This is a genomic window from Kitasatospora sp. NPDC002965 (assembly GCF_040611255.1).
Classification (GTDB): domain Bacteria; phylum Actinomycetota; class Actinomycetes; order Streptomycetales; family Streptomycetaceae; genus Kitasatospora.
This window is the reverse complement of sequence record NZ_JBEXNT010000010.1, coordinates 64,546-85,045: the sequence shown is the minus strand read 5'-3', so window position 1 is coordinate 85,045 and position 20,500 is coordinate 64,546. Positions and strand designations below refer to the sequence as shown.

The following is a 20,500-nucleotide window of genomic DNA, read 5'->3' as shown; positions in this document are numbered from 1 at the left end:
AACGGAACGGGTACGGCAGAGCGCTGGGCACGTGTTCTCCAAAACCCTCGTGGAACATGTCGCGCCGTGGCCGGTCTCCTGGCTTCCGCATCGACACGCCGCAGCCGACCTTCCCGGGTGGCTCTTCCAGCCGACCCAGTGGCCCTGACCGCTGGCAGAGCCGGTCAGCGAGGGCCGCGGCACTCCGCGGCAACAGTGGCGAGGGCCGCACCGGACTCAGACCGGTTTCCCGAACACCATGGCCACTGCAAGGTATCAGGCGTGGTCAGGTCGGTGTCGGCCGGTACCTGGGGTGATCGTTCGGATGGTTCGTCGGCGAGCGCGCCCGGGTGGCCGAGAACGGTCGGTCGGCGTCGCCGAGCAGTTTTCGGGGCTCGTGGTCGGCGTCGGCCCCGGCGCCCGGGGGCACTTCCCTTCGTCTCCCACCCGGCCTTCCGGGCCGCCTCCGGGATCGGCCGGCCGGCCGGGGAGTAGATCTTGGTCGCGTCCCGGTTCCCGGCACTGCAGCCACCGGCCGGCGGGGTCGCCGTACCGAGTCTCTTGAGGTTGTCGGTCACCGGCGCGTACGCCGTACCGCCGGTCGACAGGCTCGTGTTCACCGGACCGGTGATCGGGAGGGAGTAGATGATCGGCAGGTCGAGCGACTTCCCGGCCGGGATGATCTGGCAGTAGTCCAGCGTCGTGCTGACCCGGTGGACCGTCGTACCGGGCGCCGGCTTCCACTGGCCACCCTGGACATCGGTCTGCCAGTTGGCGTCTTTGACCAGCGGTGACGTCGAGGCCGGAATGTCGAACGACAGCTTTCGTGTCCTTGCCGCCGCCGAGTCCGGGCCCGGGGCCGGGCCCGGCGGTCGTGGCGGGTGCCACGACCGCCGTGATCGGCCGGGTGCGTCGCAGCCTGGGCCCGGAGCCCTTGCGGTTGCTGTCGCGCGGGTGGGCCGGGGTTCAGCGTCGGCCCAGCACCTCGGCGAGGCGGCTCACCCCGTCCTCGCCGTGGCCGAGGGCGATGGTCCGGCGGACCAGACCCTCGGCCGCGCGCATCACCCCGGACTCGATGCCGTGCGACTCCGCGGTGTGCACGACGTGGGCCATGGTGGAGACCCCCGAGGTGAGCGGGTTGATCGCGCCCGAGTAGCTGCCGCTGTCGAAGTCCTCGGCGAACTCCGCGAACAGCGGCGGCAGGATCGCACCGATCCCCTGGGCGAACGGCGCCAGCTCCCGCCCGCTGATCCCCTCCGCCCTGGCCAGTGCCAGCGCGTGCACGTACCCGGCCATCGTCGTCCAGAAGATGTCCAGCAGCGCGATGTCGAAGCCGGCCGCCCGGCCGATCTCCTCGCCGAGGTGGGTGTGGGTACCGCCGAGCACGGCCAGCACCGGCGCGTACCGCTCGTAGAGGTCGGCCGGCCCGCTGTGGATGAAGACCGCCTCCGGCGTGCCGATGCTCGGGGCCGGCGTCATGATGGCGCCGTCCAGGTACTCGACGCCGTGCTCCGCCGCCCACGCGGCCGTGGACCGGGCCCGGTCCGGCGAGTCGGCGGTCAGGTTGACCACCGCCCGGCCCTTGAGCGCGGCCCCGACCTCCTCACGGTGCAGCACGGCGTCCGAGGCGTCGTAGTTCACCACGCAGATGACCGTGAGCTCGCTCGCCGCCACGGCCTCCTCCGCCGTGGCCGCGCTCACCGCGCCCCGGGCGACCAGCGCGGCGTCCCGCCCGGGGGTGCGGTTCCAGACCGTGGTGCGGACGCCGGCGTCCACGAAGGCACCGGCCAGGGCGCGTCCCATCGGCCCGAGGCCGAGCACGGTGACGGTGGGACGGGTGTGGTTGGTGGGCATACTTCATCTCCTGTAGACATGGTGGTGGACAACGACGACCCCGGGGGGAAGAGATGACGCGCAGCCAGGCCGTGAACCCGAACGTGTGCGGGGTGACCGCCGCGATTGCCGTGATCGACGGCAAGTGGAAGACGTCCCTGCTCTGGCTACTGGAGGCCGGACCGCAGCGCCCCGCCGAAATCCGTCGACGGCTGCCCGGGATCAGCGAGAAGGTCCTCACCCAGGCCCTGCGTGAGATGGAGTCCGACGGCCTGGTGCACCGCGAGGTGCACGACGTCCTTCCGCTGAAGACGGTCTACTCGCTGACCGACTTCGGCCGCCGGCTCTCCGACGCCCTCGGCCCGGTCTCCGACCTGGGCCACGAGCGCCTCGACCGCATGACGGCGGAGCAGGCCGGGCGGGTCGGACAGGTCGGACAGGTCGGACAGGTCGAACTGTCGGCCTCCTGACCTGCTGTCATCTCCTTCCGTCCTCCTGGGGACCAGTCTCGTCGCGCCGCACGTCGTTGCCCAGTACGCACAAAAAGGTGGCTACCGGCCGGGGCCGAGGGGCGGCGGGTTCACATCCGCGGCCCCGGCGGGCCGCCCTCGCCGTCGAGGGAGTTCCTGCCGTACGCGGTGAGGAGGAGGGCCGGGCAAACCGCTCCGGTCGACTGACGACGCCGACGGTCGACGGTCGACGCCGGCGGGGGTGGTGGCCTCACAGCGCGCGGATCTCGCGCCTGGTCAGCGCGTACCCGAACGCGCCCAGGAGGCAGAGCCCGGTCGTCGCGAACACCCCCCGGCTCCCGAACGCCTCCACCGCCGCGCCGGCCGCGATCACCGACAGCGGGAAGACCCCCAGCGCGCAGAAGGTGATGGCCGCCATGACCCGGGCCAGCAGCGCGGGCGGGGTGTTCTTCTGCACGCCGGTGACGACCAGGACGTTGGTCACCGTGCTGGCGCCGCCGGCCACGCAGAGCAGCAGCACCGCGCCGACGAGGCCGGTGAACGGCACCAGGCCGATCGCCGCACCCATCACCAGGCCGGAGAGCATCGCCGTGCGGCCCCGCGAGCGCAACTCCGTGAGACCGGCCGCGAACAGGCCGCCGACCAGGGCGCCGCCGGTGAACGCGGCCAGCAGCATGCCCAGCCCGACGGCACCGGCGGCGAAGCCGTCGGTGGCCAGGGTCGGCAGGGCGACCCTGGTGGCGCCGCCCACGGTCAGGTTCGCGATCACCGTCACCGTCAGTACCGCGCGCAGCAGTGGCGATTCCCGCAGCAGGGCGCGGAAGTTCCTCGGCACGGACGAACGTTCGGAGATCGGTCGGGGCGGTGCGGCGAGGCTGCCGCGACCGATGAGCAGCAGCGTGACGGTCGACACGGCGAAGGTCGCCGCGTCCAGGCCGAGTGCGGCGGCCGGCTCCAGCCAGGCGACCAGGGGGCCGGCCGCCGCCGGACCGAGCAGACCGGCGCCGAAGGTGACCGTGCTGCTGAGTGCGTTGCCCGCGTGGAGGTCCTCGGCGGGCAGCAGGGTCGGGGTGATCGCCCAGGCGGCCGGCAGGAACACCCCGGCCCCGAGGCCGACCAGCAGCGCGAGCCCGCCGATCAGCAGGAACTTCGCCGCCCCGCCGGCGGCGACCGCGCACAGCCCGGCGGTGGCGAGCAGCCGGACGAGGTCGGCGGCCAGCATCACCCGCCAGGCGCCGAACCGGTCGGCGAGTACCCCGCCCAGCGGGGTGGCGGCCAGCCGTCCCGCGCCGTAGGCGGCCACCACCAGGCCCAACTGGCGGGCGCCGCCGGCGAGGGAGTAGACCAGCAGTGGCAGGGCGACCACCTGGAACGCGTTGCCGAACTCCGAGGTGCCCTGCCCGATCACCAGCAGCCGGTAGCCGCGCGAGCGCAGCGGCGCGACGCCGATCCGGGGGCGGAACCGCAACAGCCCCGTCGCACCGCCCGCCCCCGCACCGCCCGTCCCCGCGCCGCCCGCCCCCGTACCGCCCGTCCCCGCGCCGCTAGCCATCGAGCGAGACGGGCAGCGACTCCAGGCCGCGCAGCATGATGGTGTTGCGCCAGGGCAGGGTCTCCTCCGCGGCGGCCAGCTCGATCCGCTCGAAGCGCTCCAGGAGGCCGGTCAGCGCGACCTCGCTCTCCAGCTTGCCGAGGAAGGAACCGAGGCACCGGTGCAGGCCCTGCCCGAAGGCCAGGTGGCCCGGATCGCCCCGGTCGAGGATCAGCCGGTCGGGATCGGTGAAGCGGGCCGGGTCCCGGTTGGCCGCGCCGAGCGAGAGCAGCACCAGCTCGTCCGCCGGGATCTCCACGTCGTCGACCGTCACGTCGGCGTTCGTGAACCGCAGTGTGGCCATGCTCACCGGGGACTCGTAGCGCAGGAACTCGTCGATCGCGACCGGCATCGCCGCCGGGTCGGCGCGCAGACGGGCGAGCTGGTCGGGGTGGTGGAGCAGTGCCAGGGTGGCGGTGCCGAGCAGGTTGACGGTGGTCTCGTGACCGCCGATCAGCAGCAGGAAGACCATCGAGAACACCTCCTGTTCGGTGAGCTCGCCGGCGTCGGACGCCTGCACCAGGTCGGTCAGGATGTCCGTGCGCGGCGCCGCCCGTCGGTCCTTCATCAACTCCCGCAAGTAGTCGTTGAGTTCGGTGGTGGCCTGGTGGAACGACATGTCCCCGCCCTGGGTCAGGATCGCCGTCGACCAGGTGCGGAAGTCCTGCATGTCCTCCGGGGGGAAGCCCAGCAGCTCACAGATGATCATGATCGGCAGCGGGAAGGCGAAGTCCGTCACCAGGTCGGCGGTCTCCCGCCCGCGCAGCCCGTCGAGCAGGCCGTCGGTGATGCGCTCGACCAGCGGTCGCATCTGATCGACGCGCCGGCGGGTGAAGACGCCCTGGATCAGCCGGCGCAGCCGGGTGTGGTCCGGGGGGTCGCTGTTGAGCATGTGGACGACCTCCGAGCCGAGCGTCAGGCCGGAGCCCCGCCCGCTCGCGATCGCCTGGCTGCGGCGGACGTCCTGCCCGAACCGCGGGTCCATCAGCGCGGCCCGGACGTCCTGGTAACGCGTCACCAGGTAGACCGGCAGGCCCTCGCCGAACTCCACGACGGAGACCGCGCCGGCCTCGCGGATCCGGGCGAGCGTGGGGTAGGGGTCGCGGATGAAGGCGGACATCCGTGAGGCGGCGTCGTCGACCGCGGTGGTCATGGATCTCTCCTCGGACTCGAACTCTCGCAACTACACGGTCAGTGACGGGAAGGGCCAGCGGCGGACCCGCATGGGCAGGAACCACGCGCGGCCCGCCTGTTCGGCGATCAGACCGGCCACGGCGAAGTCCTGGTGGACGGCGTCCGGCAGCCGGCCGATCTCGACACCCTCGGCCAGCGCGTCCACCTGTGCCAGGTGGCCCGGCTCGTCGATGGTGAACAGCTCCAGCATCCCGAACCGGCGGTCGCGCACCTCGACGAAGCCGGGCCCGCGCCGGAAGACGCACTTGCTCGGGAAGTACGTGGCGCGCCAGTCGGCGACGACGTCCTCCGGTGCGCCGGTCAACCGCTCGGGCGGGTAGAGGTGGTGGAAGCGGCGCTGCGCCGCGCAGCCGTCCGTGCAGACCGCCTGCCAGAGCACGGCCAACCCCTGTCCGGTCGCCTCGCGCAGCAGCATCAGCGCCCGCGCTGAGGCCGCCGACGCGTCCGCGCAGAGCCGGACCGGCTCGGTCAGCCGCAGGCAGCGGACCCCGGCGCGGTGCAGCTCGGTCACCTCCGCCTGCGCCGGGCCGGACAGGGTGCGGCGACCGAGCGCGAAGCCCGGCAACTCCCTGGCGGCCGGGTCGTAGTCGAGCCAGAGCTCGACCTCCGGGTCGGCGGCGCGCCAGGCGGCGTCGGTCCGTTCAGCCGATCGTGACGGCATCGAGCACCTCCTCGGTACGAGGACGGGCGGCGGCCGGGCCGTGCCGGTGCTGCATCCGCATCAGCACCTGGTTGTCGGACTCGACGGCGACCTGAAGGAAGCTGTCCCCGTCGTGGAACAGCAGGCCCAGCGCGGTGAAGCGCTCCAGCACGGGCTGGACCGCCGCCGCGCCGCCGGGGACCTTGGCGGCCAGCGTGGCGGTCGAGCGGGGCTGGGCCAGCAGCCGGAAGGCGGCGAGCTCCACCGGATCGGTCAGCTCGACCACCCGCCAGTCGTACCCGGGCCGGGTGTTGACGAGCACGATTCGCCCGCCCGCGTCCCGGTAGCTGAGCCGGCTGTCGGGGAACCGCGCGATCCAGGTGTCCACCGCCGCGCTCAGACGCTCCGCGAGGTCGCCGCCGATCCCGCGCGGCGGTGCGGTGAACACGTACGCCAGTTGGGCCAGTTCGCTCTCGGGAAGGCGATAGGTCGCGCGGTACTGGAAGGCCGGCCGGGTGATCGCGAAGCCCAGTTCGGGGCGGTCGAAGTACGGGCTGAACCGCTCGATCGCGATCCGTCCCGCCCCGGTCGGCGGGTCCAGGTGGTGCAGCACGGGAAGTTGGCCGATCACCGACTCGTAGTCGGCCGGCTGCTCGCCCGGGAAGCCGTAGAGGTAGTTCCAGCTGACCGAGACCCCGGCGCTCTGCGCGTCCCGCAGCGCGCGGACGTTCTGGCAGCCCGTCACCCCCTTGTCCATGATCCGCAGGACCCGGGTGCTCAGGCTCTCGATGCCGGGCTGCACCTGGGCCGCGCCCGAGTCGCCGAGAAGCTGGAACTGGTGGCGGCGCAGGTTGGCCTTGATCTCGAAGTGCAGCCGCAGATCGACCGGGAGTTCGGCCAGCGACTTCAGGACGGTGTCGAAGTAGCCCATGTCCAGGATGTTGTCGACCACGTAGACGTCCAGCAGCTGGTGGCGTTCGGCGAGCGTGAGCACCTCCGCGAGGAAGTCCGCCGGCGGCTTGGAGCGGAACTCCATCGAGGAGCCGTTGAGCCCGCAGAAGGTGCAGTGGTGCTTCTCGCCCCACCAGCAGCCCCGGGAGCCTTCGAGGACCAGCTTGGGATCGACCCAGCCGGCGGCGACGGAGGCGTCGAGCCGCTCGAAGAAGCCGTCGTAGCGGGGCGTCAGGATCGCCGAGGGCGGCAGCGGGCGCTTCGTCATCTCGTTGGCCGTCGACGTCCCGGAGTCGTCACGCCAGCACAGCCCGGGGACGGCGGAGAGGTCGCCGCCCTCCAGGAGCGCCGGGAAGGCGGCTTCGCCCTCGCCGCGCACCACGTAGTCCAGGAAGGGGAAGTTGCGGTGCAGCGCGGCGCCCTGCGGACCGTCGCAGTTCGCGCCGCCGAACACCGTGCGCACCTGCGGGCACCGCTGTTTGAGCACCCTCGCGGCGGCGAGGCTCGCCGTGTTCTGCTGGAAGGTGGTGGTGAAGCCGACCAGGTCCGGTGGGTCGGCGGCGAGCTCGTCGACCAGTCGGTCGATGAAGGCGGGGGCGATCGTGCGGGTGGCCCGGGTCAGGGCGATGTCCTGCTCGCTCGCGCCGTTGGCGGCGAGGTGCTCGAAGTAGCTCGCGAACTCGACATCGTTGTCGCCGGCGCCGTTGCTGTCGCCGTCGAGGCCGCCGTCGACGCCGGGGGCCGGGCCGTCGTCACCGTACAGCGCACCGGCGAACGCCCAGTCGCCCGCGCCCTGGAAGTAGGACTTCTCGGAGAAGTACTGGTAGTCGTCCACGCCGAAGCCCGCGGTCGAGGCCGCCCAGTCCACGAAGTCCAGGTTGGCGTACCGCACTTCGACCTGATGGCCGGCGCGTGCGGCGGCGGTGTGCAGGATCCCGAGCGCCAGCGACGGCACGTCGATCGCGCCCCAGGGCATGTGCAGCAGGACGATACGCATGATGGCCACTTCTGTTGTCCGCAGGCGGTCGGCGAGGTGTCGCTCCGGGGCACCGCAGATGCCCCGGAGCGACCGTGGGTCACTTGCCCTTGAGTTCCGGCTTCGGCTTCGGCTGCCCCTTGAGGGCAGGCGCGACCGCTGTGGCCTTGGTGATGTCGAGCGCGAAGTTCTGGACCACGACGGCGCCCCGGTCACGCTCCGGGGTGCTGATCGGGTCGTTCTGGATGCTGCGTCGCTTCATGGTTGTTCACCTCCTTCCGTCAGATCGGCGGGTACCCCGGGACGACCGCCCCGGGGTGCTCGGGGGAGCGGTGCCGGCCAGGCGTGCCCGGCGAACCGGACCATCGCGGCCAGCACGGATCGGTGGTCGGCGGTCCGGCTGCTGTAGTGCCCGCCGTCCACCCAGAGCAGCTCGTGCGGCACCGCCAGCCGGCGCAGGTCCGCGGCGTACCGGGCCACCTGGTCGGGCGGGCACCGCTCGTCGGTCCGGGAGGCGGCCAGCAGGACGGGCGCGCGGACCTGGTGCACGTAGGATCGCGGGTCGGCCGCGCGGTAGCGCTCGGGAACCTCGTCCGGGGTCCCGCCGAACAGCTGCCGGTCGAGCTCGCGCAGCGCGGGGGTGGTGGTGCGGTAGGTGGCGGGGTAGTCCGCGATCGGCTGGGCGGCCATGCCGAGCGACCACAGCTCCGGCTGCGCACCGATCGCCAGCAGCGTCAGGTAGCCGCCCCAGGAGAATCCGCACAGGCCGGTGCGCTCCGCGAGCGCCGTGCCGTCGGCGACCAGCTCGGCGCGGACGGCGGCCAGGTCCTCGATCTGCGCCAGCCCGACCCGGTGGCCGTACTCGTGCTGCCAGCGGGCGCCGTAGCCGGTGGAACCGCGGTAGTTGGTGCGCACCACCGCGTAGCCGTGGCCCACCAGGGCGTTCACCCGCGGGTCGTAGGAGTCCCGGTCGTGGGTGGCGGGGCCGCCGTGCACCAGGAAGAGGGTCGGCCACGGGCCCCCGCCGACGGGGGTGCTGACGAAGCTGTGGATCCTCCCGTACGGCCGGGGCGTCCAGCGCCGGCTGCGGGAGGTGTCGCCCTGCTCCGGACCGGTGTGGTCCGCGACCTCCGTGCCGGGCCGCAGGACCAACGGGCGGGGCGGCGTCGACTCCCGGCTCCAGACGCAGTGCAGGGTGCCGTCCGGGGCGCAGGAGAGGTCGTGGATCGTGCCGCCGGGTGTGTCGATCTCCCGGGCGGGCGGGGCCTGTTCGGCCGGCTCCTGGTCGGCATTCACCCCCTGGCCCGCCATCCCGCGGCCCACCGCTGCCCGGCCCACCGCTGCCCGGCCCGCAGGCCCCGGCCGCGCCGCCCCCGGCCCCACCGGCGGGTCGAGGTCGGCGAGCAGCAGCCGGCTCCGCCCGGCCCGCTCGTGCTGGATCAGCACCCCGCGCGGCCCCCGGTACCAGCCGGCCGATATCTGCGAGTCGAACGACAGTCTCGGGTACCTGCTCAGCCCCGCGCCCGCCCGCCAGGTCGCGACGGTGTACCGCTCGTCCTCCTCGACCACCAGCAGCAGCTCCGGTTCGAGTACCGCGAGCGGGTTGAACTCGATCGGCCAGAGCCGCAGTCGCCGGTCCCCGGCGAGCCGTAACGGACTGCCCGCCTGAGCGTCCGTCGGCCACAGGACCGCTGCGTCGTCCCCGTCGGGCCGCCCGCCGAGGGCGAGTAGCCGACCGTCCGGCGACAGGTCGGCCAGGCCCAGGTACCCCGGCGCCGACCCGATCGGTCGCGCCTCGCCCGCAGGCGGCCCGACATAGAGGTGCGAGGCGTCGTGGACACCGACGACCACGGCCGCGAGCGAGCCCGTCCGGTCGAAGGCGACGCCGTACGCCCGCCCGTGCGGCACGCCGTGCAGTGCCGCGCCGCCCGGTCCGCCGGCGAACGGCTCGCGTTGCCACCGCCCCTCCCCGGCACCGTCGGCGTCGAACCACCAGATGGCATCGCCGTCCGGCTCGATCTCGCTCAGGTGGACGCCCCCCGGTCGGTCGGTGACCACCCGGCGCCGACCCGTCCCCAGGTCCCAGGCGACCGCCTGCCAGCGCTCGTCGACGAGCCGCGTCTCGACCGCGCGGTCGGCCGCCAACGCGGCGAAGCCGGGGGACTGGAACGCCTGCGTCACGGACCCGGCCCTTCCGGCTCGACGGTGGGGGACACGCTGCGCTGGACGTTCCGGGAGCCAGTGAACCGGCATGTGGGGAAGGACACATCTCGGGGGATCGCGGTCCACTGTAGGGGGGTGTCGCGGATACGAACAGAAGGCGACGCAATTTATCTGAACATGTCGCTTGCCCGGGCCCACCGCGATGCTCCACGCCTCGGGAGCCTGCCCTTCGTGGCCGCCGGATCCGGCGCGGCGGCGGGCCGCGCCCCGGTGGTCACGGGCCGCGCCGGATCCGGCGGGCGATGCGTAGCACACTCCGGGTGGCCGCGCCGGGAGTCCTCGGTTCTTCCCCCGAAACCCGGCGACGCCCGCGCTGCGCACTTAAAGTCACCAGCCTGTCGCCACACGTGGTGGGGCAGTCGGCACAGGGGAGGCCCGTCCATGGCCAGCGAGTTCCAGCAGCGCAAGCTCCGCAACGTGTTCGCCGCGTTCGACGCGGACGGGGACGGCTGCCTGCGGCAGAGCGACTTCGGTGCCCTGGCGGAGCGTTGGAGCCGGCTGCCGGCCGTCCAGCGGGACGCCGGGCTGGGGGCCAGGGTCGAGGCGCTCATGACGGGCTGGTGGGACCACCTGCTCACGGTCGCCGACACCGACCACGACGGCACGGTCGACATGGACGAGTTCCTGGCCCTCGTCGACCGGCTCCCCGCCCTGCGGGAGGTCGTGACGGCGACCGCCGACACGGTCTTCGACGCCGTGGACGAGAACGGGGACGGCCGTATCTCGCGCGCCGAGCACCGCCGCCTCGTCGACATCTGGCACGGGCGGAGCGTGGAGACCGACGACGTCTTCGACCTGCTCGACCTGGACGGCGACGGGTATCTCAGCCGGCCCGAATTCGCCCTCCTGTGGGCGCAGTTCTGGATCAGTGCCGACCCGTCCGAGCCCGGCAACGCGATGTGCGGCCGCATCCCGGAGCAGTGACCGGAACTCGGGGCGGGCAGCGCTGAAGTCCCGCCTGCCGACGCCGACGGCGAGGTTGACGCCGACGCCGATGTTGACGCGGATCGGCTCGGGCTGCCGCTTCGCGGTGCCACCGGGCCGGTCACCCGGCCGTGCCGCCCGGCCGCCCGTCGGAGCGGAGGCTCTACCGGCGGGCCCGGTGCGGTAGCACGTCGGGCGCGGGCCCTCGGCCCGGAGCGCCCGCGAAGGACGGGGTGATGAGGAGGGGGCGCTCCAAGGTGCCCTCGCGCCGGGGCCGGGCGGCGACTGCGGCCAGCTGCGGGTCGACGGTGAGCACGGTGACGCCCAGCGGTTCGGTGAGGGCCCGCAGGGCGGGTTCGGCGAGGGTGACCCACGGCTGGGCGGGGCCCAGGACGGTGATGAGCAGCTGCTCGGTCGTGAAGGCGACGGCGGTGCGGTCGCCGAGGGGCGTGCGGAAGAGCCTGGCGGCGTGGCCCAGCGGACCCGGCCGGACGGGGACCAGGAGGAGTCCGGCCGGGACGGGTTCGGAAGGCTCGGGGTCCTCGGCGAGTGAACGGCGGTTCATGACTGCCTCCAGGCAGGGACGACACGGACGGACGGTGCCCCGGTCCTCGGCGCCGTCGCCGGCCGGGCTCGCACCATGACCGTATGCCCGCCCGCGCCCGCGCCGTCCCCGTCCCTGACGCTTTCATGATCCGGCCGCCCTCGTCCTTGACGCGGCCTTGACGCCGCGTTGACGCGGTCGCCGCCGTGCGGCCGAGGAATCGGCGAGGCGGCGCGCAGCACGGCCCACCGGTCGGTTCACCCGTACGTGCAGCCGTTGCCGCCACGCCGTGAACACGCCCGCGAGCCTCTCGTCCCCGGCGCCGTCGACGAGGACCTCGCCGCCACGCTCGCCCCGACGGGCGGGCACCGGTCAGCGCAGGCCCTGCACGGCGTAGAGGAGGCCGACGGCGGCGGCCAGAACACCGAGCAGCAGCCGCAGCGCGGTCTCGGGCACACGAGGCTGGAAGCGGGCGCCGAGGTAGCCGCCGACCAGGCCGCCCAGCCCGCAGGACAGACCGAGCACCCAGTCGGGGGCGATGTCGCCGGTGGCGGCCAGGGCCAGCACCGCGTAGGTGCCGGCACCCACGAGCGAGGTCACGAACGTCGACGCCAGTGCGGCCGGTGCCACCTCGGCGATCGGAACGCCGCGGCCGACCAGGACCGGGCCGAGGATCGAACCGCCGCCGATCCCGTAGATCCCGCCGACGACACCGACGGCCAGGGCGAGTCCGGTCGTGGTCCGGGCCGTCGGCGCGGTGGCGGCGCGGTCCCGGGCAGGACGCAGGGTGCGGAGGCACAGCCAGCCGCCGAGCGGCAGCAGCAGGGCGGCGACCAGCAGCCGGAAGACCTCCGGCCCGGGCACCGCGAACACCCGCACGGCGGCGCCGATGACGACACCCGGAACGGTGCCCGCGACCAGCAGCCGGGTGAGCGGCCCGCCCAGTCGTCCGGCCCTGCGGTGGCGCAGGAGCGCACCCGGGCCGGCCACGACGTTGAACAGCAGGTTCGTCGGCGTCACCGCGGGGCTCGGCACCCCCAGGACGCTGACCTGGACCGGCAGGAGGAACACCGCTCCCGAGACACCCACCGGCGCCGTCACCGTCGAGATCAGCAGTCCGGTGCCGAACCCGAGCAGGCTCGAAGACCAGCCCACCGCGAGCCCCCTCCGTCAGTCCTCGGGGCAGTATCCGCCATGCCCGCGCACCCGTCGGGAGCGTGTCCACGGACCGGACCGGACCGGACCGGAGCGCCCGGACCGGTCCGCGCCGGTGTGGCGGACCAGGCCGGGGAGGACGTCGGCTGCGAGGAAGGCGAGCAGGGTGACGCCCAGGGGTGGGCAGGGCCCGGCCGACGGCCCGTGTGGCCCTGGCCGCCGAGCGGTTGCGCGGTCACCGCGCTCGTGGCGGCATCGGCGGCCCTCGACGAATTGCGGGTGGCAGGGCACGTCCTGCTCGCCGGCGGTTCCGTGCTCACCGCCGCGGTTCGTCGCCGGAGCCGCCCGACCTCGCCGGCCGGACAATTCTCGATGCGCTTCGCCTTGTGCGGGCGCGGCGGGGAATTCCCGCGCCGGTGGCGGATCCCTGGTGAGCGGGGCCTCTGCCTATTCCTGGCCGGTGGGGCCGGATTCCCCGGTCTGCCGTCCCGGCGCATTGCGTTGCCCGGCCTTTTGTCCGAGCGGGCATTCGCTGTGGCCACACGCGGTCGGTCGCCCTGCCGCCGGTCCGAGCGGAGGCAGGGCGACCGGACGCCACCGGCCGACAGCGGCCGACAGCGGCCGACAGTGGTCGACAGTGGTCGACGGCGGGACCGGCGGCAGGTGGCGTCCGGGCTCAGACGGCGGGTTCCTCGACGATCCGGCCGTCGCGGAGCTCGACCACCCGGTCGGCGAGCTCCATCAGGGTCGGGTCGTGGGTCGCGACCAGGACGGTCACCCCTTCACTGCGCACCACCGCGCGCAGCAGCTGCATGATCGCGCGGCCGGTCTCCGAGTCCAGCTGGCCGGTCGGCTCGTCGGCGATGATCAGGTCGGGCTCGTTGGCCAGGGCGCGGGCGATGGCGACGCGCTGCTGCTGGCCGCCGGAGAGTTCGCCGGGACGCTGGTTGGCGTGGTCGGCGAGCCCGACCAGGGCGAGCAGGGTGTGGGCGCGCTCCTCGCGCTGGGCCGCGGGGACCTTCCGCAGCCGCATCGGTACGCCGACGTTCTCGGCGGCGGTGAGCACCGGGAGCAGGCCGAAGGACTGGAAGACGAAGCCGAGGCGGTCGCGGCGAAGGGCGAGCCGGCCCTCCTCGTCGAGGCTTCCCATGTCGGTGCCGTCGAGGGTGATGGTGCCGCCGCTCGGGCTGTCGAGGCCGCCGACCAGGTTGAGCAGCGTGGTCTTGCCGGAGCCGGACCGGCCCTTGAGGGCGGTGAGCTCGCCCTTGCCTATGGAGAAGCTGACCCCGCGCAGCGCGTGGACGGCGCGCTCACCGGATCCGAAACTGCGTCGGAGATCGGTCACGGCCACCATGGGAGCCGTGACGGTGCCGACCGGTTGCTGCGTCATGACGACGTCCCCTCGGTGTTCGGGTGTTCCTACGGGGCTCCTTGCCGGGGGCAAAGGGCTGAGGTGTTCATGGCTATCGGTCACGCAAAAGCCGAGCGGCTTGACCTGTTGTCAGCCGCAACAGTGCTGCGGTGCGGAGCATTTGCTCATTACTTACATGATTCGCGCAAGTCCCTTCCTTTCTTTGGCCGGATCTGACAGCATCGTCCGCTATCCGGTGATCAAGTGCCGGTGATCACCGTATCGGTGCGCCGAGGGCGCCCATCCGCGTAATGGGACAAGTCTGCCCGTAGGGGCAGCGGCGCGGGGACCATGATGGACCGGGGGAGGAATCAGGATGCTCGGCTTTGTCGTGCGCCGTTTGCGCGGGCGACTGCCCCTGGCCAGTGCGGCGCTGCTCACCGTACTGATCACGACGGCGGTGCTCACCGCACTGGTGGCGTTCCAGCGCACCGTGGGTGAGGTCGGTCAGCGCCAGGCGCTCCAGGGCGCGGGCCACCCGCGGACCACGGTGGTGGTCAACTCCGAGCACGGCTTGGACAAGCGGGCCAAGGACGAGGCGGCGGTCGCGGACTACAACCGCGCCCTCTTCGGCGAACTCCCCACCACCGTCCACAGCCTGGCCCGCAGCCGCTCCTACGGGCTGCCGGACACGCAGTCGGGCAGCCCGTCAGGCAGCCGGCCGAGCAGTGCGGCCACCGGGCAGCCGAGCGGCCAGGCCACCGGCCAGCCGACCGGCCAGCCCGGGGGCAAGGAAGCGGACCTCACCCTCCTCGCCACCCTCGACCGGGAGCGCGTCACCGTGCTCGCCGGCGCCCTGCCCGCCGTCGCCACCGCCGGCGGCGCGGGCGGCCCCGTCCAGGCGGCCGTGCCGCAGACCGTCCTCACCCGGCTGGGCCTCACCGCCGAGGCGCTGCCCGCGGACGTCCGGCTCGCCGACCGCTACGGCGGCGCGCCGCTCACCGTGCGGATCACCGGCCTCTACCGCGCCACCGACGCAGCCGACCTCTACTGGCGGCTCGATCCGCTGCAAGGGCGCGAGATCCAGGCCGGCGGCTTCACCACCTACGGCCCCCTGCTGGTCGACGACAGTGTCTTCACCGCCGCCGGCGTCCCGCAGAACGGCCGCAGCTGGCTGCTCGACGCCGACTTCGCCGGCACCGCCCCCGCCACCGTCGACGCCCTGCGCGCCCGGGCCGCCGGGCTGGGCGACGAGCTCGCGAAGAACGGCGGCCTGATCGCCCGGAGCGAACTCCCCGACCTGCTCGACGAACTGGAGTCCAGCGCGCTGGTCGCCCGGTCGACCCTGCTGATCGGCGCCCTGCAGCTGATCGTCCTCGCCGCCGCCGCCCTGCTACTGGTCGTCCACCTGATCGCGACCCGTCAGCAGTCCGAGAACGCCCTGCTCGCCGCCCGTGGTGCGTCCGGCGCCCGGCTCGGCGCCTTCACCGCCCTGGAAGCGACGCTGCTCGCCCTGCCCGCCGCGCTGCTCGCCCCCCTGCTCACCCCGCCGCTGCTCCGCGTCCTGGGCGGCTTCGGGCCGCTGCGCCGGGTGCCGCTGGACACCGGTCTCAGCTGGACGCTCTGGCCGGTCTCGGTCCTCTGCGCGCTCGGCTGCGTCCTGCTCGCCGCCGTACCCGCCGTGCTGCGCGGCGCCGGGTCGGCCGTGCTGCGCCGGGCCGGCCGCCGCCAGGCCCTGGCCTCCGGCGCCGCCCGGTCCGGCGCCGACCTCGCCCTGCTCGCCCTGGCCGTGCTCGCCTACCACCAACTCTCGCAGTACAGCGGCGGGTTGTCCCCGGACTCCGACGGCCGGCTCGGCCTGGACCCGGTCCTGGTCGCCACCCCCACCCTCGCGCTCTGCGCCGGCACCCTCCTGGCGCTGCGGCTGCTGCCGCTGGCCGCCCGGCTCGGTGCCCGGCTGGCCGCCCGCGGTCGCGGCCTGGCGCCCGCGCTGGTCGGCTGGCAGCTGGCCCGCCGGCCCGGCCGCGCCAGCGGGCCGGTCCTCCTCCTCGTCCTCGGTGTCTCCACCGGCGTCCTGGCACTCGGCCAGCACGCCACCTGGAACACCTCCCAGCAGGACCAGGCGAGCTTCACCACCGCCGGCGGGCTGAGGATCTACAACTCCAAGACCGCTCCGATGGGCCAGGGCAGCCGCTACAGCGCCCTGCCCGGAGGAGACCGGGTCCTCCCGGTCGTCCGGCAGGAGCAGTCGCTCCCCGACAACGGCTACGGGCAGGTGCTCATCCTGGACGCCGCCGGTTTCGCCGACCGCGTGCCGGTCCGCTCCGACCTCCTGGAGAACCAGGACCCGCACACGCTGTTCGACCCCCTGGCCCAGGCCGCGCCCACCGGGGCGGCGGCCGGAGTACCGCTGCCCGGCCGACCGCAACGGATCGACGCCGACGTCACGTTCGTGCCCAGGGAGCAGGCCGAGAACCCGCGCGACAGCTACGTCATACCGTCCAAGGGCCGACCGGAGGTCTGGGTGCTGCTGCGCGACCGCTACGGCCTCACCTTCCAGACCCCCCTCATCGGCGTCCCCGCCTCGGGCGAGGGCCGCGCCACCGCCGACCTGCGCGCCCTGACGGACGCCCCGCTCAGCACGGCGTCCGCACCGCTCTCGGTCGTGGGGCTGATCGTCTCCGCGGACGTCCGGGACGGTGGGGAGCTGACCGTCCGCCGGATCTCCGCCGCCGACGCGGCGGACGCTCCCGCCGTGCCCGCCGAGGTCCCGGCCGGTCTGACCTGGGCCCCCACCGGCTCCGCGGTCAGCGGCGTCCTCGCCACCGAGGGCAGCCTCGGAGGGGCCGACGCCCAGCAGCTGTTCAAGGTGCGCTACCGCCCGGTCAACGGAGCCTCCGGCAGCGTCCGGGGCGTCTACACGCCGGTCGCGGCGGCTGCGGCCGGAGCCGCCGCGGCGGGCACGCCGCAGGAGGTCGCAGGCGTCGCCACCCGGGGCTTCCTGACCGCCAACGGCGGGGCCGTCGGCGAGACCGTCCGGGTGCCCGTCGGCCCCACCGTCCTGCGGGTGCGGATCAGCGCGGTCGTCGAGTCCCTGCCGGTCGCCGGCGACAAGTCCCTCCTGCTGGACCTCGCCACCGTCAGCCGGGCGCTCGCCGCCGAGGGCCGGGAGACCCCCGTCCCCGCCGAGTGGTGGCTGCCGGCCACCGGCTCCGACGACCCGGCACCCGCCCGGGCCGCCGCCGCCCTGCGCGCCGCCCCCGGCACGCCGGACCTGAAACTGCGCGAGGAGGTCGCCGCCGCACTGACCGGCGACCCGCTCAGCGCCGCCCCGCAGAACGCGCTCGCTGCCATCGCGGTCGTCACCACGGTGCTCGCCGCGATCGGCTTCGGCGCCGCCTCGGCCGCCGCGGCGGGCGAACGGTCCCGTGAGTTCGCGCTGCTGCTCGCCCTCGGTACGCCGAGGCGCCGTCTGGTTCGCACCGCGGCCTCCGAACAGGCCGTCCTGGTGGGCCTCGGCAGCCTCGTCGGACTCGGCCTCGGCGCCCTGATCGTCCACCTCATCGTGCCGCTCGTGGTGCTCACCCCGGCGGCCCGCCGTCCCGTCCCGGAGGCCGTGGTCGACCTGCCGGTCGGCACCGCGGTGCTCCTGGCCGTCGTGATCGCCGCCGTCCCGCTGCTCTCGGCCCTCCTCGGCGGCCGCCGGCGCCGGGACGTGGCCCAACGGCTCCGGAACATGGAGGAGATGTGACCAGCCCGACCGGAACGGACGGCACGGGCAGGGCGACAGCCCTCCCCCCGGCCGCCCACCGCCCCGCGCCCTGGGTGCGCACCAGGCTGCGGGCGACGCCGCTCGCCGCCCTGCTCACCGCGGCACTGGCCTTCGGCACCGTCTTCCTGGCCGCCGCCTTCCCCAGGATCCTGGACCGGACGGCCGACCAGGGGCTGCGCGAGTTCCTGAAGGACCGCGGCCCCGCCGCGACCAGCCTGTTCGCCACCTCGCGCCTGAGCGGGGGAGCCAAGGACCTCGACGACGCCGCCGCGCAGCTGACCGCCCACACCGGTAGGACCTTCGGCGTCGCCCCGGGCGGCCCGGTCTACGGCGCGCGCAGCGGCAAGCCCCGCACCCTGGCCAACCCGGGGCTCGCGATGCCCGAGGGCGTCCTCCCGATGATGGACCTGCTCTACGTGAACGGCCTCGGCGACCGCACCACGCTGGTCGAGGGCCGCTGGCCGGAGGTCGGCCCGCAGGGCGCCCCCGTGCGGATCGCGATCAGCAAGAACGCCGCGGACACCGTCGGCATCCACCTCGGTGACGTACTCCGGACCACGGAGTCCGTCACCGGCCAGGCACCCCAGGCCGAGGTCGTCGGGTTCTTCACCGCCCCGGCCCCGGAGGACCCGTACTGGACCGAGCTGCCCTGCCCCGTGCAGGCCTGCCTGGCCTACACCACGGGCAAGTTCCCGGACGCCTACTGGCGGGTCACCGGCATGGTCGCCGGGGGCGCCCTCGACCGGGTCGACGGCTGGGAGAGCGGCGCCCAGGACTTCTGGCGGTTGCCGCTCGACGTCGACCGCCTGCGCGCCGACCAACTGCCCCGGGTCCAGCAGGAGATCGCCTCCTACCTCACGGGTCCCACCGCGACCGCGCTGATGGCCGCCACCTACCACCCGGACCTGCGGATCAACTCCCAGCTGCCGCAGCTGTTCACCCAGGCCACCGCCCGGCAGCAGGCCGTCGCTCCGCTCGCCGCGCTCGGCCCGGCCGGTCTGGCCGGGGTCGGTGTGGTGGTGCTCTGTCTGGCCGCCGCGCTGACCTCCGACCGGCGTACGGCCGAACTCCGGCTGCTCCAGGCCCGCGGCGGCTCGCGCGGCGGTGTGACGAGACGGCTGCTGGGCGAGGGCGCCGTCACGGTGCTGCCCGCCGCCGCGCTGGCGACGGCGCTGGCCCTGTGGCTGCTGCCCACCCCGCGCTGGGGCGGAGCCGTCCTGGCCGCGCTCGGCGTCGGCCTGTTCACCCTGCTCGCCCTCCCGGTCCGCGCCGCACTCCTCTGGTCGCGGCCCCGCGCCGCCGGCGCCCGGCGCCGACTGGTCGGCGAACTCGCCGTGCTGGCCCTCACCGTGGCGGCCGTGGCCGAGGTCCGGCGGCGCGGTGTCGCGCCCGTCGGCGACGGCCTGGACCCGCTGCTGGTCGCGTCGCCGCTGCTGCTCGCCCTCACCGGCGGGTTGGTGCTGGCCCGGATCCAGCCGCTGCTGGTCGGGGCCCTCGCCAGGGCCGCGGGCCGGCGGCCCGGCGTGGTCGGCTTCCTCGGGCTGGCCCGCGCCGCCCGCGGTACCGACACCCGGCCGCGACCCTCCGTCCTGCCGCTGCTCGCCCTCCTGCTCGCCGTCACCACCGCCGGTTTCGGGGCCACCGTCCTCGACGCCGTCGAGTCGGCCCGGACCCGGGCCGCCCGGCTCACCGTAGGCGGCGACGCCTCGGTCCTGCTCCCGATCGGCGTCAACGTCACGCCCGCCTTCGCCGCCGCGGCGGCTGCGCTCCCCGGGGTCCGGGACGCCGCCCCGGTCTGGTCCGACACCGAGGTGTTCCTGCTCGGCACGGGCAGCGGCTCCACCCGGATCTCCGCGGTGGTCGCCGATCCGGTCGCGTACGCGGCGATCTCCCGCTCGCTCGGCCACGGCACGTTCGACCCGGCCGTCCTGGCCGGCGGATCCGAGGGCCCCGACGCCCCGTTGCCGGCGCTGGTCTCCACCGCCCTCGCCGAGAAGCTCGCCGGGGACGCCGCCGGGCACCGGCTCCGGCTGCCCGGCGGCGGCGAACTGCTCGTCGGGGCGGTCGGGACCGTCGACGGCACGCCCGCCCTCCAGGGCGACGGCCGCATGTTCGTCGTCCTCCCCGCCGCGCCGGCCGTCGCCCGCGCACCGGAACTCGGCCGCCCCAACCTCTGGTTCGCCGCCGGCTCCGTCGACGAGGCCGAGCTGAAGCGGCTGGTGCGCGAACTGATCGCCGCCACGGCGACCAAGGGCCGGGTCACCGGCGCGACGGCCGAGAAGGACGCACTGCCCGCGGGGTACACGGTGCGCACCGGTGCGGGCGTGGTCGCCGAGCTCGGCGACGATCCGCTCCAGGAGTCCGCCGAGCGGCTGTTCTGGGTCGCCGTGCTCGGCGCCGGGGTGCTCGCCCTGCTCGCGGTCCTGCTGACCCTCGTACGGGCCGCGCCCGAACGGGCCGCCCTGCTGGCCCGGCTGCGGACGATGGGCCTGCGCCCCCGCCAGGGCCTCTTCCTGATCCTGGTGGAGACCCTGCCGCAGACGCTGGTCGCGGCGGTCGGCGGCGGGCTGGTCGCGGTCGCCGCGGTCGCCCTGCTCGGCCCGGCGTTCGACCTGTCCACCCTGGTCGGCGCGGCGATCCCGGCCGGCCTGCCGGTCGCCGTCCCGCCGGTCCTGCTCCAGACGGTCGGCCTCGCGGCCCTCGTCTCGGCGGGCGTGGTCGCGGAGGCACTGGTCTCCGGCCGCCGCCAGATCGCCACCGAACTCCGGGCGGGGGACCAGCAATGAGCGTCCCGGTCCGGCACACGACGGAAGCACGACAGTGTGACCGCGACAGAAGCACAGCGTCGACGAGAGGAGTGCAGGGGTGAACAGCAGCGCCCAGGAACAGACGGCCGT

At 74.3% G+C, this 20,500-nt stretch carries 14 protein-coding genes, 1 pseudogene and 1 riboswitch; of the genes and pseudogenes, 4 read left to right on the top strand and 11 right to left on the bottom strand.

Annotation, left to right across the window (positions count from 1 at the left end; genetic code table 11):
* Positions 1 to 50 precede the first annotated feature (50 nt).
* Positions 51 to 256, bottom strand: a riboswitch (cobalamin riboswitch).
* Between the two features lie 343 nt (positions 257 to 599).
* Positions 600 to 767 (bottom strand): annotated as a pseudogene (locus ABZY91_RS06985) (hypothetical protein); the annotation flags it as partial.
* Between the two features lie 178 nt (positions 768 to 945).
* Entirely contained in the window at positions 946 to 1,833 is an 888-nt protein-coding gene (locus ABZY91_RS06980; protein WP_355400383.1) for an NAD(P)-binding domain-containing protein, read from the bottom strand.
* 53 nt (positions 1,834 to 1,886) lie between these two features.
* Between ABZY91_RS06980 and ABZY91_RS06975 the strand changes: the two genes are divergently transcribed.
* Positions 1,887 to 2,282, top strand: a complete 396-nt coding sequence (locus ABZY91_RS06975; protein WP_355400381.1) for a helix-turn-helix domain-containing protein — start codon at positions 1,887 to 1,889, stop codon at positions 2,280 to 2,282.
* A 250-nt stretch (positions 2,283 to 2,532) separates the two neighbouring features.
* Here the strand turns inward: ABZY91_RS06975 and ABZY91_RS06970 are convergent, their stop codons facing one another.
* The 6 genes from ABZY91_RS06970 to ABZY91_RS06945 all read right to left on the bottom strand — a co-directional run bounded on the left by ABZY91_RS06970 (position 2,533) and on the right by ABZY91_RS06945 (position 9,815).
* The gene (locus ABZY91_RS06970; RefSeq protein ID WP_355400379.1) at positions 2,533 to 3,834 is read right to left on the bottom strand and encodes an MFS transporter; all 1,302 of its coding nucleotides are present in this window, start codon (positions 3,832 to 3,834) and stop codon (positions 2,533 to 2,535) included.
* On the bottom strand, positions 3,827 to 5,026 hold the full coding sequence (locus tag ABZY91_RS06965; RefSeq protein ID WP_329875710.1) for a cytochrome P450: 1,200 nt from the start codon (positions 5,024 to 5,026) through the stop codon (positions 3,827 to 3,829). Before ABZY91_RS06965 ends, ABZY91_RS06970 begins: the two co-directional genes overlap by 8 nt.
* Before the next feature lie 30 nt (positions 5,027 to 5,056).
* Positions 5,057 to 5,728, bottom strand: a complete 672-nt coding sequence (locus ABZY91_RS06960; RefSeq protein ID WP_355400377.1) for a DUF5825 family protein — start codon at positions 5,726 to 5,728, stop codon at positions 5,057 to 5,059.
* Positions 5,709 to 7,655 carry a RiPP maturation radical SAM C-methyltransferase gene (locus ABZY91_RS06955; protein ID WP_355400375.1) on the bottom strand — a complete coding sequence of 649 codons (1,947 nt, stop codon included), beginning with the start codon at positions 7,653 to 7,655 and terminating at the stop codon, positions 5,709 to 5,711. The genes ABZY91_RS06960 and ABZY91_RS06955 overlap by 20 nt, the downstream gene beginning before the upstream one ends.
* Before the next feature lie 79 nt (positions 7,656 to 7,734).
* Entirely contained in the window at positions 7,735 to 7,896 is a 162-nt protein-coding gene (locus ABZY91_RS06950) for a hypothetical protein (protein ID WP_329875716.1), read from the bottom strand.
* Positions 7,893 to 9,815 (bottom strand): prolyl oligopeptidase family serine peptidase, encoded by a 1,923-nt coding sequence (locus tag ABZY91_RS06945; RefSeq protein ID WP_355400373.1) that lies wholly within the window; start codon positions 9,813 to 9,815, stop codon positions 7,893 to 7,895. Before ABZY91_RS06945 ends, ABZY91_RS06950 begins: the two co-directional genes overlap by 4 nt.
* 423 nt (positions 9,816 to 10,238) lie before the next feature.
* On the opposite strand from ABZY91_RS06945, the gene ABZY91_RS06940 reads away from it, so the two are divergent.
* The gene (locus ABZY91_RS06940) at positions 10,239 to 10,781 is read left to right on the top strand and encodes an EF-hand domain-containing protein (RefSeq protein ID WP_329875720.1); all 543 of its coding nucleotides are present in this window, start codon (positions 10,239 to 10,241) and stop codon (positions 10,779 to 10,781) included.
* A gap of 163 nt (positions 10,782 to 10,944) precedes the next feature.
* Here ABZY91_RS06940 and ABZY91_RS06935 read toward each other — a convergent pair whose 3' ends face one another.
* The 3 genes from ABZY91_RS06935 to ABZY91_RS06925 form a co-directional block, all read right to left on the bottom strand.
* Positions 10,945 to 11,346, bottom strand: a complete 402-nt coding sequence (locus ABZY91_RS06935) for an SAV_915 family protein (protein WP_355400371.1) — start codon at positions 11,344 to 11,346, stop codon at positions 10,945 to 10,947.
* Positions 11,347 to 11,697: 351 nt separating this feature from the next.
* Complete coding sequence (locus ABZY91_RS06930; RefSeq protein WP_355400369.1) at positions 11,698 to 12,480, bottom strand: sulfite exporter TauE/SafE family protein; 783 nt, start codon at positions 12,478 to 12,480, stop codon at positions 11,698 to 11,700.
* 676 nt (positions 12,481 to 13,156) lie between these two features.
* Positions 13,157 to 13,870, bottom strand: a complete 714-nt coding sequence (locus ABZY91_RS06925; RefSeq protein WP_355400367.1) for an ABC transporter ATP-binding protein — start codon at positions 13,868 to 13,870, stop codon at positions 13,157 to 13,159.
* A gap of 337 nt (positions 13,871 to 14,207) precedes the next feature.
* On the opposite strand from ABZY91_RS06925, the gene ABZY91_RS06920 reads away from it, so the two are divergent.
* Positions 14,208 to 17,582, top strand: a complete 3,375-nt coding sequence (locus ABZY91_RS06920) for an FtsX-like permease family protein (protein WP_355400365.1) — start codon at positions 14,208 to 14,210, stop codon at positions 17,580 to 17,582.
* Positions 17,579 to 20,389 (top strand): FtsX-like permease family protein, encoded by a 2,811-nt coding sequence (locus ABZY91_RS06915; protein ID WP_355400363.1) that lies wholly within the window; start codon positions 17,579 to 17,581, stop codon positions 20,387 to 20,389. Before ABZY91_RS06920 ends, ABZY91_RS06915 begins: the two co-directional genes overlap by 4 nt.
* Positions 20,390 to 20,500 lie beyond the last annotated feature (111 nt).

Bases quoted from the DNA above. Each gene is read 5' to 3' on its own strand.
- ABZY91_RS06925 (WP_355400367.1), bottom strand. From the start codon at position 13,870: ATGACGCAGCAACCGGTCGGCACCGTCACGGCTCCCATGGTGGCCGTG.
- ABZY91_RS06950 (WP_329875716.1), bottom strand. From the start codon at position 7,896: ATGAAGCGACGCAGCATCCAGAACGACCCGATCAGCACCCCGGAGCGT.
- ABZY91_RS06970 (WP_355400379.1), bottom strand. From the start codon at position 3,834: ATGGCTAGCGGCGCGGGGACGGGCGGTACGGGGGCGGGCGGCGCGGGG.
- ABZY91_RS06940 (WP_329875720.1), top strand. From the start codon at position 10,239: ATGGCCAGCGAGTTCCAGCAGCGCAAGCTCCGCAACGTGTTCGCCGCG.
- ABZY91_RS06960 (WP_355400377.1), bottom strand. From the start codon at position 5,728: ATGCCGTCACGATCGGCTGAACGGACCGACGCCGCCTGGCGCGCCGCC.
- ABZY91_RS06955 (WP_355400375.1), bottom strand. From the start codon at position 7,655: ATGCGTATCGTCCTGCTGCACATGCCCTGGGGCGCGATCGACGTGCCG.
- ABZY91_RS06965 (WP_329875710.1), bottom strand. From the start codon at position 5,026: ATGACCACCGCGGTCGACGACGCCGCCTCACGGATGTCCGCCTTCATC.
- ABZY91_RS06980 (WP_355400383.1), bottom strand. From the start codon at position 1,833: ATGCCCACCAACCACACCCGTCCCACCGTCACCGTGCTCGGCCTCGGG.
- ABZY91_RS06935 (WP_355400371.1), bottom strand. From the start codon at position 11,346: ATGAACCGCCGTTCACTCGCCGAGGACCCCGAGCCTTCCGAACCCGTC.
- ABZY91_RS06975 (WP_355400381.1), top strand. From the start codon at position 1,887: ATGACGCGCAGCCAGGCCGTGAACCCGAACGTGTGCGGGGTGACCGCC.
- ABZY91_RS06920 (WP_355400365.1), top strand. From the start codon at position 14,208: ATGCTCGGCTTTGTCGTGCGCCGTTTGCGCGGGCGACTGCCCCTGGCC.